General features: G+C 68.1%; 16 protein-coding genes. 13 read left to right on the top strand and 3 right to left on the bottom strand.

What is annotated here, in order from left to right:
- The first annotated feature begins 170 nt into the window (after positions 1-170).
- Positions 171-2,786 (top strand): Ig-like domain-containing protein, encoded by a 2,616-nt coding sequence (locus tag RMP06_RS08135; protein WP_310461269.1) that lies wholly within the window; start codon positions 171-173, stop codon positions 2,784-2,786.
- Positions 2,783-3,640 carry a tetratricopeptide repeat protein gene (locus RMP06_RS08130; RefSeq protein ID WP_310461268.1) on the top strand — a complete coding sequence of 286 codons (858 nt, stop codon included), beginning with the start codon at positions 2,783-2,785 and terminating at the stop codon, positions 3,638-3,640. The genes RMP06_RS08135 and RMP06_RS08130 overlap by 4 nt, the downstream gene beginning before the upstream one ends.
- 41 nt (positions 3,641-3,681) lie before the next feature.
- Here RMP06_RS08130 and RMP06_RS08125 read toward each other — a convergent pair whose 3' ends face one another.
- From RMP06_RS08125 to RMP06_RS08115, 3 genes are read right to left on the bottom strand one after another with little or no spacing between them, the layout of a single operon-like run.
- Positions 3,682-4,233, bottom strand: a complete 552-nt coding sequence (locus tag RMP06_RS08125) for a YaeQ family protein (RefSeq protein ID WP_310461267.1) — start codon at positions 4,231-4,233, stop codon at positions 3,682-3,684.
- Between the two features lie 28 nt (positions 4,234-4,261).
- Entirely contained in the window at positions 4,262-4,930 is a 669-nt protein-coding gene (locus RMP06_RS08120) for a hypothetical protein (RefSeq protein ID WP_310461266.1), read from the bottom strand.
- Positions 4,842-5,126, bottom strand: a complete 285-nt coding sequence (locus RMP06_RS08115) for a hypothetical protein (RefSeq protein ID WP_310461265.1) — start codon at positions 5,124-5,126, stop codon at positions 4,842-4,844. The genes RMP06_RS08120 and RMP06_RS08115 overlap by 89 nt, the downstream gene beginning before the upstream one ends.
- A gap of 139 nt (positions 5,127-5,265) precedes the next feature.
- On the opposite strand from RMP06_RS08115, the gene RMP06_RS08110 reads away from it, so the two are divergent.
- The 11 genes from RMP06_RS08110 to RMP06_RS08060 all read left to right on the top strand — a co-directional run bounded on the left by RMP06_RS08110 (position 5,266) and on the right by RMP06_RS08060 (position 16,012).
- The gene (locus tag RMP06_RS08110) at positions 5,266-5,577 is read left to right on the top strand and encodes an antibiotic biosynthesis monooxygenase family protein (RefSeq protein WP_310461264.1); all 312 of its coding nucleotides are present in this window, start codon (positions 5,266-5,268) and stop codon (positions 5,575-5,577) included.
- Between the two features lie 11 nt (positions 5,578-5,588).
- Positions 5,589-6,038: a class I SAM-dependent methyltransferase gene (locus RMP06_RS08105; RefSeq protein ID WP_310461263.1), complete on the top strand. Its 450-nt coding sequence runs from the start codon at positions 5,589-5,591 to the stop codon at positions 6,036-6,038.
- Between the two features lie 147 nt (positions 6,039-6,185).
- Positions 6,186-7,397 (top strand): CRISPR-associated ring nuclease Csm6, encoded by a 1,212-nt coding sequence (gene csm6, locus RMP06_RS08100; RefSeq protein WP_310461262.1) that lies wholly within the window; start codon positions 6,186-6,188, stop codon positions 7,395-7,397.
- 30 nt (positions 7,398-7,427) lie between these two features.
- Positions 7,428-8,495 carry an RAMP superfamily CRISPR-associated protein gene (locus tag RMP06_RS08095; protein WP_310461261.1) on the top strand — a complete coding sequence of 356 codons (1,068 nt, stop codon included), beginning with the start codon at positions 7,428-7,430 and terminating at the stop codon, positions 8,493-8,495.
- Positions 8,496-8,516: 21 nt separating this feature from the next.
- Positions 8,517-11,591, top strand: coding sequence for a type III-B CRISPR-associated protein Cas10/Cmr2 (gene cas10 / locus RMP06_RS08090; protein WP_310461260.1), 3,075 nt, complete (start codon positions 8,517-8,519; stop codon positions 11,589-11,591).
- 5 nt (positions 11,592-11,596) lie between these two features.
- Positions 11,597-12,751: a type III-B CRISPR module-associated protein Cmr3 gene (locus RMP06_RS08085; RefSeq protein ID WP_310461259.1), complete on the top strand. Its 1,155-nt coding sequence runs from the start codon at positions 11,597-11,599 to the stop codon at positions 12,749-12,751.
- A gap of 28 nt (positions 12,752-12,779) precedes the next feature.
- The gene (gene cmr4, locus RMP06_RS08080) at positions 12,780-13,676 is read left to right on the top strand and encodes a type III-B CRISPR module RAMP protein Cmr4 (protein ID WP_310461258.1); all 897 of its coding nucleotides are present in this window, start codon (positions 12,780-12,782) and stop codon (positions 13,674-13,676) included.
- 4 nt (positions 13,677-13,680) lie between these two features.
- Positions 13,681-14,070 carry a type III-B CRISPR module-associated protein Cmr5 gene (gene cmr5, locus RMP06_RS08075; RefSeq protein WP_310461257.1) on the top strand — a complete coding sequence of 130 codons (390 nt, stop codon included), beginning with the start codon at positions 13,681-13,683 and terminating at the stop codon, positions 14,068-14,070.
- 1 nt (position 14,071) lies between these two features.
- Positions 14,072-15,340: a type III-B CRISPR module RAMP protein Cmr6 gene (gene cmr6 / locus RMP06_RS08070; RefSeq protein ID WP_310461256.1), complete on the top strand. Its 1,269-nt coding sequence runs from the start codon at positions 14,072-14,074 to the stop codon at positions 15,338-15,340.
- A gap of 31 nt (positions 15,341-15,371) precedes the next feature.
- Entirely contained in the window at positions 15,372-15,644 is a 273-nt protein-coding gene (locus RMP06_RS08065; RefSeq protein ID WP_310461255.1) for a hypothetical protein, read from the top strand.
- Complete coding sequence (locus RMP06_RS08060; RefSeq protein ID WP_310461254.1) at positions 15,641-16,012, top strand: type II toxin-antitoxin system VapC family toxin; 372 nt, start codon at positions 15,641-15,643, stop codon at positions 16,010-16,012. The genes RMP06_RS08065 and RMP06_RS08060 overlap by 4 nt, the downstream gene beginning before the upstream one ends.
- Positions 16,013-16,118 lie beyond the last annotated feature (106 nt).

Raw genomic sequence — 16,118 nt, 5'->3', positions numbered from 1 at the left:
GGGCTGTGGGGTGGGTGGTCCACGCTGGGGCCCACGGCCCGTGGATCTCGCAGACGAAATTCCGGCAATTGATCCCCCCGGTGCATGGGGGGCGAAATTTCGGTTTGGTTTACCGCAACATACACACGAAAAGATAGACTTTCTGCACTTGTTGTGCGGGGAGTCGCTTGATGTTTGGTCGATTGCTGTTCCTTGTCTTGTGGCTGCTCGTCGCGCCGCTCCACGCACAGACGATGCTGGTGCCTGCCGGGTCGTCCTGGAAATACCTCGACAACGGCACGGACCAGGGTACGGTCTGGCGTGCGCCGTCCTACGACGACAGCGCGTGGAAGTCGGGCGCAGCCCAGCTCGGCTACGGCGACGGCGACGAAACCACCGTGATCGGCTACGGCCCCAGCAGCACGGCGAAGTACATCACCAGCTATTTCCGGCGCAGCTTCCAGGTGACCAACGCCGGTGCAATCAGTGCCTTGCCCCTGCGTGTCAAGCGGGACGACGGCATCGTGCTGTACCTGAACGGGGTGGAGGTGTGGCGCAGCAACATGCCTGCTGGCACGCCGCTCTACAGCACGCTGGCGTCCGGTGCGGCCGACGACGATGGCGCCACCTGGCAGACCGCCACGCTGAGCACGGCCGCGCTGGTCACCGGCACCAATGTGCTGGCCGCCGAGGTGCACCAGGTGGGCGGCGACAGCAGCGACTTGAGCTTCGACCTGGAGCTGCAGGGCACCGCCGCCGGTTCGGTGGCGATCACGCGCGGGCCGTACCTGCAAATCGGCACTCCCGGCGGCGTGCAGCTCCGCTGGCGCACCAATGCGGCCTCGGACGGCGTGGTGCGCTACGGCACCGCCTTGACGGCGCTCACCAGCGTGGCCGTCGAAGCCACGACCGGCACCATGGAACACGCGGTCAACCTCAGCGGGCTGGCCGCCAACACGCGCTACTACTACAGCGTGGGCACGAGCGCCGCCACGCTGGCCGCGGCCAGTGATACCCAGTACTTCATGACATCGCCCCCCTCGGGCACCGGCCGCTCCACCCGCGTCTGGGTCATCGGCGACGCGGGCACCGGCAACACGGCCCAGACCGCCGTTCGCAATGCCTACGAGGCCTACACCGGCACGCGCCACACCGACCTGTGGCTGCAACTGGGTGACAACGTCTACGAAACCGGAACGGACGCCGAATACCAGAGCCGCATGTTCGATGTCTACCAGGGGATGCTGCGCAAGAGCGTGACCTGGCCGACCATCGGCAACCACGATACCGCCGGTGCGACCACGGTCTCGTCCAGCCTGCCGTACTTCAACGTCTTCAGCTTCCCCACCCAGGGGCAGGCGGGCGGCGTGGCTTCGGGGACCAAGAGCTACTACGCCTTCGATTTCGGCAACATCCATTTCATCTGCCTGGACTCGATGACCTCGTCGCGTGCGCCGGGCAGCGCGATGCTGACCTGGCTGCAGTCCGATCTGGCCGCCAACACCAAGGCCTGGACCATCGCCTACTGGCACCACCCGCCCTACAGCAAGGGCCCGGCCGATTCGGACATCGACACACCCCTCATCGAGATGCGCACCAATGTGCTGCCGATCCTGGAGGCCTATGGCGTCGACCTCGTGCTGTCCGGCCACAGCCATGTCTACGAGCGCAGCTACCTGATCGATTCGCACTACGGCTTGTCGTCCACGCTGACCACGGCGATGAAGAAGAACGGTGGCAGTGGCCGCCCCGCCGAGACCGGCGCCTACCGCAAGCCGCTGGGCTCGGTGCCGCACCAGGGGGCGGTGTACTCGGTGGTGGGCAGCTCGGGCGGTGCGGACACCGGTCCGCTCAACCACCCGGCGATGTTCATCTCGTTGTCCGTCGCTGGCTCGATGGTGCTGGACATCGACGGCGCGCAGATGAACGCCACGTTCCTGTCGGACACCGGGGCCGTGCGCGACAGCTTCACCATGATCAAGGGCAGCGGCACCCCCACTCCCACCAACCAGCCGCCCACGGTCACCATGGCCTCGCCGACAGCGGGCGCGACGTTCACGGCGCCGGCCACCCTCACGCTCGGCGCCAGTGCAGCAGACGCCGATGGCAGCGTGGTCCGGGTCGAGTACTACAACGGATCGACCCTGCTGGGGAGCAGCACGGCCTCGCCCTACACCCTGACCTGGAGCAACGTCCCGGCGGGCAGCTACACGCTGGGCGCACGCGCCGTGGACAACCTGGGTGCTGCCACCAGCAGCGCCACGGTGGGCATCAGCGTCCTGGCGGGTACGTCCGCCACGCCGCTGGTGACCAAGGGCAGCAGCTGGAAGTACTACACCGGCAGCACGGGGCTGGCCAGCGGCTGGGCGTTGCCGACGGTCAACGACAGCACCTGGCCGGCGGGCAACGCGCTGCTGGGCTACGGAGCCGCCGACATCGCCACGGTGATTCCCTATGGCCCCAGCGCCACCAACAAGTACATCACCAGCTACTTCCGCCGCAGCTTCCAGGTGGCGGACCGCACCCGGTTCACGAAGCTGCTGCTGAACCTGCTGCGCGATGACGGTGCCGTGGTGTACCTCAATGGGGTGGAACTCGCGCGCAGCAACATGCCGACAGGTGCCGTGACCCCCAGCGTCCGGGCGTCCCTTGCGCTCAGTGGTGCAGCGGAGACGACCTATTACAGCTACACCCTGCCGACGACCCTGCTGCTCAATGGCACGAACGTGATCGCAGTGGAAGTGCACCAGGCGAACCCGACCTCCAGCGATGTCCGGTTCGATCTCGAACTGCTGGGCCAGCCATGAGACGTGCAGGAGCAGGGATCGGACTGTCTGGTGCATGGCTGGTCGCCGTTGCGCTGCACGCCAGCGGGGCGCACGCGCATGGCGACACACATGCGCGCATCGCCATGCTGAACCAGCGCATCGCGGCCGAGCCGGACAAGGTCGCGTGGTGGCTGCGGCGCGCCGATCTGTTCCGCAGTCACCACCAGTGGGCCGAAGCCGAAAGTGACTTGGCCCGTGTGCGCGAACTGACGCCCGATGCGAAGACCTGGCGCCTGCCGCTGGCCCGCCTGCGGCTGGACCAAGGGCGGCCCGCCGATGCGCTGGCCGTGCTGGACCCGGCATCGGACGCCGCATCGCAGCCCGATGCATCCGATGCGGTGGGTCTGCGCCTGCGCGCACAGGCGCTCAGCGCGCTGGGGCGATACGCGGAGGCTGCTGCCCTGCAGGCCGCGCGGCTGGCGGTCCTGGACGCAGCGGAGGTGGGCGATTACCTCGACTGGGCGGGTGATGCCACCCGTGCGGGGGATGTTGCCATGGGCCTGCGTGCCCTGGACGCAGGCATGCAGCGCCTGGGGCCGCTGGTGGTGCTGCAGCGGCGGGCGGTGGAAATCGAACAGGGTCAGCGCCACTGGCCCGAAGCCTTGGCCCGTCTGGCCACCCTGCTGCAATCCAGCCCGCGCAAGGAAGGCCTGCTGCTGTGGCGTGCCCAGATCGAGCGCCAGGCGGACCTGCCTGCACAGGCCCTGGCGTCCCTGGCCGAAGCCTCCGCCGCGCTGGACCTGCTGCCGCCAGCCCCGCGCACGGCATCGGCCATGACAACCTTGCGCGCCCAGATCGAGGCAGAGCGGCAGCTGTTTTCCTCACCGAACTGAGCAGCTGACGGTCGCGCGGCAGGGCCGCCGATCGCGCCCGATCAGGCCGCCTTGTCGCCTTGCCAGAGCACCGGCGTCACCTCGACGCTGCCCTTCTCTCCGGCAAACAGCAGGTGCCCATCCTGGATCGTCACGCCCAGCCGCATCGTCCGCTCGACCAGCGTCTGCAGCGCTTCGGAATCGGCCTCGGTGATGAACCACATGGTGAGCTTGCGCAGCTTGGTCAGCGCCGCGGCATTCTCGGTGCGCCAGACCTCGGCCTTGCGTCCGCCGTAGGTGAACAGGACCACCTCGTCCGAGCGCCCGCTGGCCTTGCGCAGCATCCGCTCGTCGGGCAGGCCGACCTCGATCCACTGCTGGATGGAGCCGGTGTCGTCGCAGCGCCAGAAATCCGGTTCGTCATCGGTGGAGAGTCCTCTCGCCGGCAACAGCCGCTCGTGCGCGTGCATCGCGAAAGCGACGATGCGCACCATCAGACGTTCTTCGGTTTCGGAAGGGTGCCGGGCCAGCGTGAGGGCGTGGTCGGCGTAGTAGTAGCGGTCGATGTCGGCGATCGACAGCTCGGCTTTGTGGACGGTGGAGCGGATGGCCATCGAAGGATTCTAGGCGAGCCCCTCTGCGTCACCGGCCCGTGTCGGCCAGCAGCACGCGTGCGGTGTCGAAGGGCGACAAGCCGGCCGCGAACCCTTCGCGCTGCACCCGGTCCAGCGCGGGGCGGGTGTCGTGTGCGCCGGCCGACAGCGTGGCGTTGCCACGCAGGCGCTGGAAGGCGCCGACCATGGCGTCCAGCCGGTCTGGCGCGATTTGCGCCACCCAGGCCAGCGCGGCGACGTCGGCGAAGGTTTCCTCGTCGCGCAGGCGTTGGTGGACCTCGCCAAGCCGGCGGGCGTCGCGGCCGGCGGTGTCGATCAGTGCGGCGAATTGCTGCAGCGCCGCGTCCTGGCCCTGCCAGCGCCAGCAGTGCGCGATCTCGTGGACGAGGATGGCCTGCATCCACAGCTGGCCGTCCTCGGGTGCCGCCTGGCGTTGCAGCACCGTGGCGACCGGGTTGCCGTGTGTGTGCAGGCGCAGCACGCAGCGGCCGGCACTGACTTGCATCGCCGCGGGCGTGCGGCCGGGGCCGGCTGCGATCTGCAGGGGCAGGGCCGCGAATTCAGGGCGCCGGACCAGCTCGGCGGCGACCGTTGTCCAGTCCGGCTGGTCAGCGGCCGACGCAGCCCGGGCCACGCCCGACCCGCCGACCAGCAGGCACAGCAGGGACCAGACGGCGAGCAAGCGGGGCGTGTGCATGCCGGCCAGTGTGAAATCCGCCGCGCCGCGCCACCATCCCGGGGCTGCCGGTCAGCGGGCCCCGGATCGGGTGGAAGGGCGCAGGTCTGCGGGCCTGGCGACCGAGGCGGCGCGACAGCCCGTAGGCCATTGCCATCGCCGCGATCGGCAGGGCGGCCAGCAACAGGTAGGCATACAGGTCGGGCAGGGTGTTCATCGGGCAGCTCCGGGCGGTGGGCGGGGTGGTCTCCTCCCGAGTGTGGAAGGCTGCCGCCGCGGTGCCCATCCCCGGCGTGCAGGCCATGGCCCCCCGGCTCCGGCTACGATGCAGGCACCGCTTTTCCGGAGACAGCACCGTGATCCTCGAACTCGCCGACATCCGCATCCACCCCGGCCGCCAGGCCGATTTCGACGCCGCCATCCAGCGCGGCGTGGAGACCGTCATCAGCCAGGCCAAGGGCTTCTTTGGCTACAAGGTCAACAAGGGCATGGAGTCGCCCGAGCGCTACCTGCTGATGATCTGGTGGGAGACGCTGGAGAACCACACCATCGACTTCCGCGAGTCGCCGGCCTTCGCCGAGTGGCGCGCCATCGTCGGGCCGTTCTTCGCGCAGCCGCCGCAGGTCGAGCATTTCACGCTGCTGGCCAAGTCGGCCGAGCCGCGCTGAGGGCGTCCACCATGGTCGGCCCGAGCGTCGATTTCTGGCAGCAGCGGTTCGAGGCGAACGACATTCCCTGGGACCGCGGCGCCGTCAGCCCGCAGATCGCGCCATGGCTGGCCGATGGCACGCTCGCGGTGGGCCAGCGCGCGGCGGTGCCCGGCTGTGGCAGCGGGCACGAGGTGCTGGCGCTGGTGCAGGCGGATGTCCTGCAATGGCAGCCGTCCGAGCCGCTGGACGCCGTGTTCGAGCAGACCTGCTGGTGCGCGATCCACCCGGACCACTGGGCCGACTACGCCGCGCAGTTGCACCGCTGGCTGCGGCCGGGCGGGCGGCTGTGTCTGATGGCCATGCAGGTGGTGCGGCCCGGCGCGGCAGTCGGGTGCATCGAGTGGCCGGCGCCGCCGTATGCCGCGGTGCCGCATCCACGGGGATGGCGGGAGCTGGCGATCGGGCTGGTGCGGCGGTGAGCGTGCAATGTCCTCGTGAATAGTTCACGCCGCAGGGCGGCTTCGCAAGCTTGCCGAAGCTGATCAACGGCCGCGTCTCCCCTAGGCTGTCGCTCCTAAAGCGACCCGATTCTTGTGTGAATCGCGGCGCTGCATCAGGGAGGAGACATGTCTGATACCAGTGAAGTAGCCGGCGCCATTGGGCCGGCCTGCTACCCGCGCCGTGTCCTGCTGACGGTCTCCGGGCTTAGCCCGCAGATCATCACCGAGACGCTGTACGCGCTGGCGGTGGGCGAACTGGCAGAGCAGAGATTCCTGCCGACCGAAATCGTCGCGCTGACCACCAGCGAAGGCGCGCGGCGCATCCAGCTGGCACTCCTGTCCGAATCGCCGGGTGGGCTGCACCAGCTGATCCGGGATTACGCCTTGCCACCCGTGCTGTTCGGTGAAGCGCAGATTCACGCGGTATGCGATGCCCAAGGCACACCGCTGGCTGATATCCGAAGCGACCACGACAACGCCTGCATGGCCGATGCCATCACCTCGCTGGTGCGTGACCTCACAGCCGATCCGGACTGTGCATTGCATGTCTCGATCGCCGGTGGACGCAAGACGATGGGCTACTACGCCGGCTATGCGCTGTCGCTGTTCGGCCGAGCCCAGGACCGGCTCTCGCATGTGCTGGTGAGCGCGCCGTTCGAGTCCTCGTTCGAGTTCTATTACCCGACGCCATACCCCAAGGTGATTCAAGTGGAGGGAGGGCGCTCGCTGGCGGATGCGGCCACTGCGGTGGTCAGTCTGGCGCAGATCCCGTTCGTGCGGCTGCGCGGGGTGCTGCCGGCGGCGATGCTGGCGGAGCGGGCTGGCTTCCAGGCGGTGGTGCAGGCGGCCGATGCGCGGCTGGGGCCTGCGCGGCTGGTGGTGGATGTGGAGCGGCGGTGCATCGAGGCGGATGGTGTCACCGTGAAACTGGCGCCGTGGTCATTCGCCCTGATGGCGGTGCTGGGTCAACGCGCACGCGCGCAGCAGGCCGCCCTGACCGCGCCCACCAAGGGATCGCACGACGCCGAGTGGGCGGCGGAATTCCTCTGCGACCTGTCGGCCGTGGTCGGGCAGGCGGGTGTCCCGGATTCGGTCGAGACCCAGTTGTCCAAAGACTGTACGGGTGACAACTTCTCGCAGCACCGCTCCCGGTTGGTCAAGGCATTGACGCAGGCATTGGGTGCCGGCCGGGTCGGGCTGTACTTCGATGATGGCGGGCGCCACCGCGACAAGCGTTACCGCATCCCGCTCGGCCCTGGCGCCATCGAGATTCGCAGGGCCGCGCCGGCAAGCTTGCCAAACCCTCGGCAGCGCCAGCGCCGCCCAGACACTGCCTGACCACCTTTTTTGCACGGGAGACATCGTCCGATGACGACGACCAGACACACCACGCTCGCCTACCGGCTGAGCTTCAACACGCCTGCGTTTCTCGGCAACGCCGAGCAGCAGGGGCAGTGGCGCACGCCGCCGATCAAGGCGTTGATCCGGCAGTGGTGGCGGGTGGCTTATGCCGCTGACCAGCCGCGTGGCGTCAATGTGACCGACATGCGCCGGGCGGAAGGGCAACTGTTTGGCGTAGCGGCTGACGGCAAGGGGGAATCCACCCGCAGCCTGGTTCGGATCAGACTGAGTGCCTGGGCCGCTGGAACGCTGAAGTCGTGGGACAACCTGGAACAGCCTCCCGTGCATCACTGCGAGGTCGAAAGAACCGGGTACAAGGTCGGACCACACGCCTATCTTGGCTTCGGACCACTGGACGGACGTGGTGGGACTCGGTTTGGCGAGAAGGTGAATGCCGCCATTGCGGCAGCCGAAAAAGCGGATCTGTCCATCGCCTTCCCATCCGAAGAGAAGGACCGCCTGTACCGCGCCTTCTGGCTCCTGCAGCACTACGGCACCCTGGGTGGCCGCAGCCGCAACGGCTGGGGTTCGTTCGGCCTGACGCCGTGCGACGGTGCGCCGGCCTTCGAGGGGGGTCTCGACAAAGCCCTGACGCTACCCTGGCGCGATGCTCTGCAGACGGACTGGCCGCACGCCATCGGTGCTGATGCGAAAGGCCCGCTGATCTGGCAGACCGAAGTCCTGGCCGACTGGAAGGCGGTGATGCGCCGCCTGGCTGAAATCAAGATCGGCCTGCGCACGCAATTCAAATTCCCGCAGGATCGACCGGACGGACGCATCCACGACCGCCATTGGCTGAGCTACCCCGTCACCAACCACGCCGTGCGGGACTGGGGCAACAACGCCCGCCTGCCCAACAGCTTGCGCTTCAAGGTCCGCGCCACGCCGGATGGCAAATTGATGGGCGTGGTCTTTCATGTGCCTTGCCTGCCGCCAGCGCAGTTCCAGCCGCAGCCAGTCGCCATCACCCGCGTCTGGGAACAAGTCCATAGCCACCTCGACGACGTGGCCCGCCTGAAGCGCCTCCCTGCCTGATTCCGACCCTGATCGAGCCCCATGACCGACCAAGACAACACCTCTTTCTGGCAGACCAAGCTCCACGCCCGTCTCCACGACCCGGCCGAGAAGGCGCTGGTGCTGCTGCGCGATCCTGCCGGCCACGAAGGCGGCTCCTCCCGTGCGCTGCACCGCCTGCTGGGCTACCAGCGGCTGGACGTGGCGAACCTCGACCCGGACAACGCCGATGTGCTGCACACCGCGCTGTTCCACCACGGCATCCCTGCGCCGATCTACGAGACCGTGCGCCGCGCCGACTGGTGGGCCGCCGCCGCCGACCGCCCGCAGTGGCCGATGCAGGAGATCACCATCACCACCCGCAAGGGTGAGCAGCGCACGCTCAAGGTGGCCGACCACGCGCAGGTGCGCTGGACGAACAAGCCGGTGCTGATCCATCCGCTGACGGCCAAGGAATTCGACCTTGGGCGCAGCGGCGGCCTGGGCGATACGGACCTCACCGACCTGAAGTCGCGCAGCTTCGAGCATTTTGCGGACCTCGTGCAGCGACAGGGCGACGGCACGCCCGACTGGCAACGCACGCTGCTGGCGTACTGGCGCTTCGGCCCGGAGCTGCGCGAGGAAGAGGACAACGGCAAGCTCGGCATGCTCTGGCCGCTGCTGCCCGCCGACACCCGCGTGCCCGACCACAGCATCTGGGACCACCTTGATCTGACCTCGGCGTTTGCCGGCGCGTTCGCGGGTGATCCGGACGGCGAGGTGGCGCTGCTGACGATGGCGCTTGGCCCGGTGCAGAGCTTCATCGCGGCGGCGCGCACGACCTCGGACCTGTGGGCCGGCTCGCATCTGCTGTCACGGCTGGCCTGGGAGGCGATGAAGCCGGTGTGCGAGGCGCTCGGGCCGGACGCGATCCTGTTCCCGCGCCTGCGTGGTGTGCCGCAGGTGGACGTGTGGTTGCGCGAGGAGTGCGGCCTGCCGGGCAAGCTGTTCGCCGATGCGCCCTGGACCGAGGACAACACCGACGCGAACCCGCTGTTCGCCGCCGCGCTGCCGAACCGCTTCGTCGCGCTGGTGCCGCGTGCCCAGGCTGCGGCGCTGGCCAGGCAGGTCGAGGACACCGTGCGCGGCTGGCTCAAGCAGTTGGGTGACACCGTGGTGGACCGCCTGCTGGTCGAGGCCGGCATGAATAAGGCCGAACGCCAGCACTGCCACCAGCAGATGCGCGGGCAACTGGCTGGCTTCCCCGAAGTGCATTGGGCAGCGGTGCCGTTCTCGCTGATCCGGCCGCGCAATGCCGAGCGCCAGACTGATCTCGACACTACGCAACTCTCGCAGGCGATGGCGCCGTTCTTCGGCGTGCAGCCCGGCCAGCCGGCGGGTTTCCTGAACAGCCCCGTCTGGAAGGTGCTGCAGGCGGAGACGAAGTGGGACGACCGCACCACCTTCTTTGCCCCGAACCCCGGCGCGCTCTACCCGGCGGTGCAGGATCTGGCCGAGCGGGTGCTGGCGGCGGCCAAGTCGGTGCGGCCCTTCGCGCAGACCGAGCAGACGGGCTGGCGCTGCTCGCTGACCGGCGAAACCGAGTGGCTGACCACCGACCCGGCGCACCTCAACCTGACCGCCACGCAGCGCAAGACCCAGCGCACCCTCTGGACCGAGATCGCCCGCCGTCGCCCCGCCTGGGCGCGCAAGGGCGAGCACCTCGGTGCGCTGCCCGCCCTCAAGCGCCTGTGGCCTACGATCTTCGCGGAGGAAGTCGGGCAGGTGCTGGGTGACTGCGACAGCGCCCGCCGCTTCGTCATCTCCACGCACACGATGGCGCTGGCGCACCAGATCGACCGCTGGCTGGCCGACGGCGCGAAGACCACGCCGGAACTGACCCGCGCCTTGGCCGAACACGGCGACAGTCCAGTAGCGCTACCGCGTCAGATCATGCGCAAGTACGCCCGCCAGCCGCAGGCGCTGGAGCGTGCGCGCCGTCTGCCCGGACTGCTCGACGCGGCTGCTGAACTCGATGACGAGGCCCAGGCGAAGGCGTTGCGCCAGGCGGTGCAAGGCGCTCTGGGCAGCGGCGCCGATGACCGCGTGGAAACCTACTACAGCCTCGTGCTGATGGACGGGGACCGCATGGGCGCGTGGCTGGCCGGTGGCGACGAGTACGCCATCACCTACGGCGAGAGCTTCCACCCGCAGGTGCGCAAGGTCGTCGAACAGCAGGCGAGCCGACAGAGCCAGAAGCTGCTCAAGGCGTATGTCGAGCAGAAACGCGCCGTCTCGCCGAACCGCCACCTCGCCATCTCCGGCGCACTCAACGACTTCTCGCTGCACGTCGTGCCGCATGTGGTCGAAACGGAGTTTCCGGGGCGGCTGATCTACGCGGGCGGGGATGACGTGCTGGCGATGCTACCGGTGGCGGATCTGCTGCCGGCGATGCAGCGGTTGCGCGTGGCCTACGCGGGACACGATCCGCAGCACGAGCAGGGTGATCGCTCGCAGGCGCTGACGCTGCACGAAGGCTTTGCGCTGCTGCAAACCAGGCAGGGGCCGCGCCTGCTGCGCATGATGGGCGACAAGGCCACGGCCAGTTGCGGTGCCGTGGTCGCACACCACCAGGCGCCGCTCGGTGCCGTGATGCGCGAGCTGCGGGCGGCCGAGCAGCGGGCCAAGGGAGTGGGCGAGCGCGACGCCTTCAGCCTGACGCTGGTCAAGCGTTCCGGCGGCACGTTGTCGGTGACGGCGAAATGGGGCGAACCGGCGACGCTGCTGCACGACCTGCGCGGCTTCCTGCGCCATGAGGGGGTGTCGCGCCGGGCGGTCTACAACAGCCTGGACTGGCTGAAGGATCTGCCGCACGACCGGCCCGAGATGCTGGCCTCGCTGCTGGCCTACCAGCTTGATCGGCAGTCCGACCGGGCCGCCCAGGAAGCCCACGACGTACCTGGTCTGGCCCGACGGCTCGCCGCGCTGGCCTTCGATGACGCAGCCCACCCGGAGACGAAACCGAAATCCAAGCCGGACGCCAACAAGCAGTCCGTCTCGCGCAGTCGCCTCGACTGGCTGGCGAACTTCATGGGTGTGGCCGAATTTCTGGCCCGTGACACCCGCAGCGGAGCGTGAACCCGATGACTGCCATGAACATGACGATGACTGAGACGCACCGTTTCATCGAGCCGCTGGACGTGCTCTTCCTGCGGGGCAACAAGCTGTTCGGTGATCCGGGCAGCTACGGCGAAAGCCTGGTGCCGCCCTGGCCATCGACGGCGGCCGGGGCGCTGCGCTCCCGGATGCTGGCCGATGCCGGGATCGACCTGGCCGCGTTTGCCGAAGGGCGGATCGTGCATCCCACGTTGGGCACCCCGCAGGTGCCGGGCGATTTTGCGGTGACGGCGTTCGACGTGGCACAGCGTCTGCCCGAAGGCAAGGTGCAGACGCTGCATCCGGTGCCCGCCGACCTCGTGCTGGGTGAGGGCAACACGCAGGACACCCTCACCGTGCGCCGAGTCCAGCCTGTGGCACCTGTGGCCGGGTTGCTCAGTTCCGCACCGCTGGCGCAGTGGCCGGTGCTGCCGCAAGACGACCGCGCAAAGCCGGTGGGCGGGCGCTGGCTGACGCAAGCCGGCTGGGCGGCGTATCTCTCGGGCAAGACGCCGGGCGCGGACCAGTTCGTCAAGACCGATGCGCTGTGGAGGCTCGACCCGCGTGTCGGCGTCGGGCTGGATGCCGAGACTCGGCGGGCGGCTGACGGGCAGCTCTTCACCGTGCAGGCAGTGGCGTTTCGGCCGGGTGTCGGTTTCCTGGCTAGCGTGCACGGCGCACAGCCGCCGGAGGCCGGGTTGCTGCGGCTGGGTGGCGACGGGCGCGGTGCGGTGCTGGACGCGGCCAAGGGCTACCAGCCGTGCCAGCCCGACTGGGCGGCGCTGGCACGGGTGCGGCGCTGCCGGCTGGTGCTGACGACGCCAGGGCTATTCGCGCAGGGCTGGGCGCTGCCTGGTTTCGACGAAGTGACGCAGCGTGTCGAACTGCCCGGTTTGACGGCGAGGCTGGTCTGTGCTGCCGTACTGCGTGCCGAGACCATCAGCGGCTGGGATCTGGCGCGGCGTCAACCCAAGCCAGCCCAGCGTGCCGCCCCGGCAGGCAGCGTCTACTGGCTCGACGAACTCGACACCACACCCGAGGCGCTTCGCAAGCTTGCCGAACGCGGCCTTTGGCACGGCGGCTTTGACAATGCCGCACGTCGCGCCGAAGGCTTCAACCGATTCACCTGCGCGGTCTATTGAGCGCCGCGTTTTCAGAGAGCAACCCACCATGTTTCAACAACAAGCTGCTGTTTTTCTGTACGCCGTCAGCCCCGTCCACGTCGGCGCCGGCTCAGCGGTCGGGGTCATCGACAACCCGATCCAGCGCGAGCGCCACACCCGCCACCCGAGCTTCGCCGGCTCGGGCATCAAGGGCGCGTTGCGTCATGGCTTCGAGGCGATCGGCGGTGATCCGACGCTGATCAACCGCCTGTTCGGCCCGCCGTCGCAGAGCGGTGATCTGCACGCCGGGGCACTGAGCTTCGGCGATGCGCAACTCGTTGCATTGCCGGTGCGTAGCCTGCGTGGTGGCTACGTGTACGCCACCTGCCCGCAGGCGCTGGCACGGGCGCAGCGGCTGCTGACGCTGGTCGGCGTGCCGACCCGCTGGACGATTCCTGTGGTCGCTGAAGGGCATTGCCTGATGACCAATCCGGACCTGCTGTCGGGCGGCGACAAGCTCCACCTCGAAGCCTTCGAGTACACCGCCCAGATGTCGAAGTCGCTGCCTGAGCTGTCGGTTGACATCGCGACCAGGGCGATCCCGGCCGGTGACGCCTACACCTTCTTCCGCGACAAGCTCAAGCACGACCTGGTCGTGCTGTCCGACACCGATTTCGCCTACTTCAGCGAGCACGCGATGCTGGTCGAGCCGCATGTGCGCATCGACGAGAAGACGGGCACAGCTTCGTCCGGCGGGCTGTTCTACACCGAGAACCTGCCGCCCGAGTCGCTGCTGCTGGCCCCGCTGATGGCCAGCGCCACGCGCAGCGGGCAGGCCGAGCGGCTGGAGGCGGCGGACGTGATGTTCAAGCTCAAGACGCTGATCGACGGTCGCCTGATCCAGATCGGCGGGGACGCCACCACGGGTCGCGGGCTGGTGATGGCCAAAGTGGTGGAGGGCTGAAACCATGGCACAGACACTCGAACAACTGCGCGCTGCCGACGCATGGAAGTGTGCGCAGAACTGCGGGGACGAATACCAGAAGCTCGCCAAGGGGCTGCCGGCGCTGATCATGAACAGCGGGTTGATGCAGGTGCTGGCCTTCCTGGAGGAAAAGGGTTCCAAGGAGAAGCAGCGCCATTGCCGTGACCTTGGCTTGCACCTGCGCCAGTGGCTGGTGAAGCGGTTTCCGAAGGAATTTTCGAGCGCCGAATTCAAGCCGTTCATGGAAAAGCTGATGCAGGCCAAGCCGCAGGTGTTCCAGGACATCACCACCGAAGCCTTCGCCTGGCTGCGCTGGTCGCGGCAGATGGCCGCGGCGGCGCACGCCACGCAAAACCCGCAGAAGGGGGCATGAGATGGCCATTGCTGCCGTACCGAACTACTTGGGCCGTGATTTCTCGACCGCCTCGCCGGGGCTGCGCTTCGGGATGTACCTGCCGCTGTGGGGCGAGGACCGTCGCACTGGTGAACTGGTCTGGGAAACCAAGGATTACAAATACGAGATCCGTGGGCAGGACCGAATCGAGCGTCGTCTGCCACACGAGAACAAGGTGGATGCGATTCGGCAGGCGCTCAAGCTCACTCCCTCCGATGTCGCCACCATGCGCGCCCTGCAGACACGCCAGTCCGCGTTGGCGCTGCCGCTGATCGATGCAGGCAACCTGCTGGTCGCCGAGGCGCTGGCAGTGGCGCCATTCACGACCGGCCTCGGCAACGAGCACCCGCTTGAAAACGGCTTCGCGTTCCTCAACCCGTATGGCCTGCCGTATCTGGCGGGCAGTGGCGTCAAGGGCGTGCTGCGGCAGTCGGCGCGGGAGCTGGCCTCGGGCGCATGGGGCGACGCGCAGGGCTGGGATGACGCGGCCATTGATGCGCTGTTTGGCCATGTCTGCGACGATGAGGATGGGCTGCAGCGCGGCGCGCTCACCTGCTGGGACGTGATCCCGCAGTTGGCCGGCGATGCCTTGCAGGTCGAGGTGATGACGGCGCACCAGTCGCATTACCACCAGCAGGGCCAGAACCCGCACGAGTCCGGCTCGCCCATCCCGATCAACTTCCTGACGGTGCCGCCGCGGTCGGGGTTCGTGTTCCATCTGCAGTGCGATGTGCCGTTTCTGCAGCGCATTGCTCCCGATCTGGCGCAGGACCGGCGCTGGCAAGTCCTGCTGAACGCTGCGCTCGCGCACGCCTTCGCGTGGCTGGGCTTCGGTGCCAAGACGGCGGTGGGCTATGGCGCGATGGCGGATGATCCCGCCGCCCGTGCGCAACGCGAAGCGGCCCGGCGCCGCGCCGCTGCCGAGCGGGAGATCGAGGCGCAGCGCGAGGCAGAAAAGCGCATGAACCCGGACGACCGCGCTTGGGCACAGGCGCAGCCGGTGTTGGCGGCGTTCCAGACGACGTTCGACAAGGCGCGTACTGTGGCGTTCAACCCTGGTGGTCCGTTTGCCCAGGAGCGGCTGGCCTTCCTGCGGCTGGCCTTGGCCTGGACCGAATCCCGCAGCCGGTTGGCCACTGCTGACCTGATCGAGCAGTCTGCGACCAAAGCTTGGGGTCGTCCCTCCAACAAGGATCGCTGGCAGGAATTGCAGGCTGCCATCGCCGCACTGCGGACGGTGGCGGCATGATCGAGAAGTTGAATGTCCGGAGACCATGACCATGCGTGCCTATCAGATCCAGCAGATCATTCCCGAGTCGCACACCCTGACGATGCACCTGCCGCCCGAAGTGCCGGCTGGGCCGGCGCAGGTCATCGTGCTCTATCCTGAGCCGACCCTGGCGACGCCTTCAACCGAGGCGTCGTCGTCGGGATTCGCCACCGTCGCCGATTTCGCGGCCTGGTTGCAGACACAGCCGGCCAGCGAGCGCAGCCGGGAGGACATCGTCCGGCAGATCGAAGCCGAGCGCGACGCTTGGGAGCCAGGGGCATGAGTCATCCCGCCCCCAAGGTCTATCTGGATGCCTGTGTGGCGATCTACTTCGTCGAGCAGCATCCGATGTATTTCCCTGTTTTGCTGCGGCGCATGGCGGTGGCGGCGCCCGCCGTGGCCCCTGTGATGGTGGTGTCGGAGCTGTGCCGTCTGGAATGCCGGATCAAGCCTCTGCGTGAGCGCGATGCGCCCTTGCTTGACCGCTTTGAGCGCTTTTTTGCGATCGCCGACCTGCAGTGGGCTGCGTTGGACCGGGCGGTTTTTGATGTGGCGACCCATCTGCGTGCCGAACATGGTCTGAAAACCCCCGATGCCTTGCATCTGGCCGCCGCCCTGGAGCCTATCCGGGATTTTGTGTGCGAGGCATAGCATGAGAAGAAGGAGCATGTATGCCAAGCAGGAAGACGACGAAGGCGGCGCTGGCCGCAGTGGCGGCGATGCCGGCGATACCGAAGGAGCTGATTGATCAGTTCGT

Source organism: Sphaerotilus sp. (assembly GCF_031429695.1).
Lineage (GTDB): Bacteria > Pseudomonadota > Gammaproteobacteria > Burkholderiales > Burkholderiaceae_C > Sphaerotilus.
Note: the sequence above shows the minus strand (reverse complement) of the source record. Positions and strands in the feature narration are given on the sequence as shown.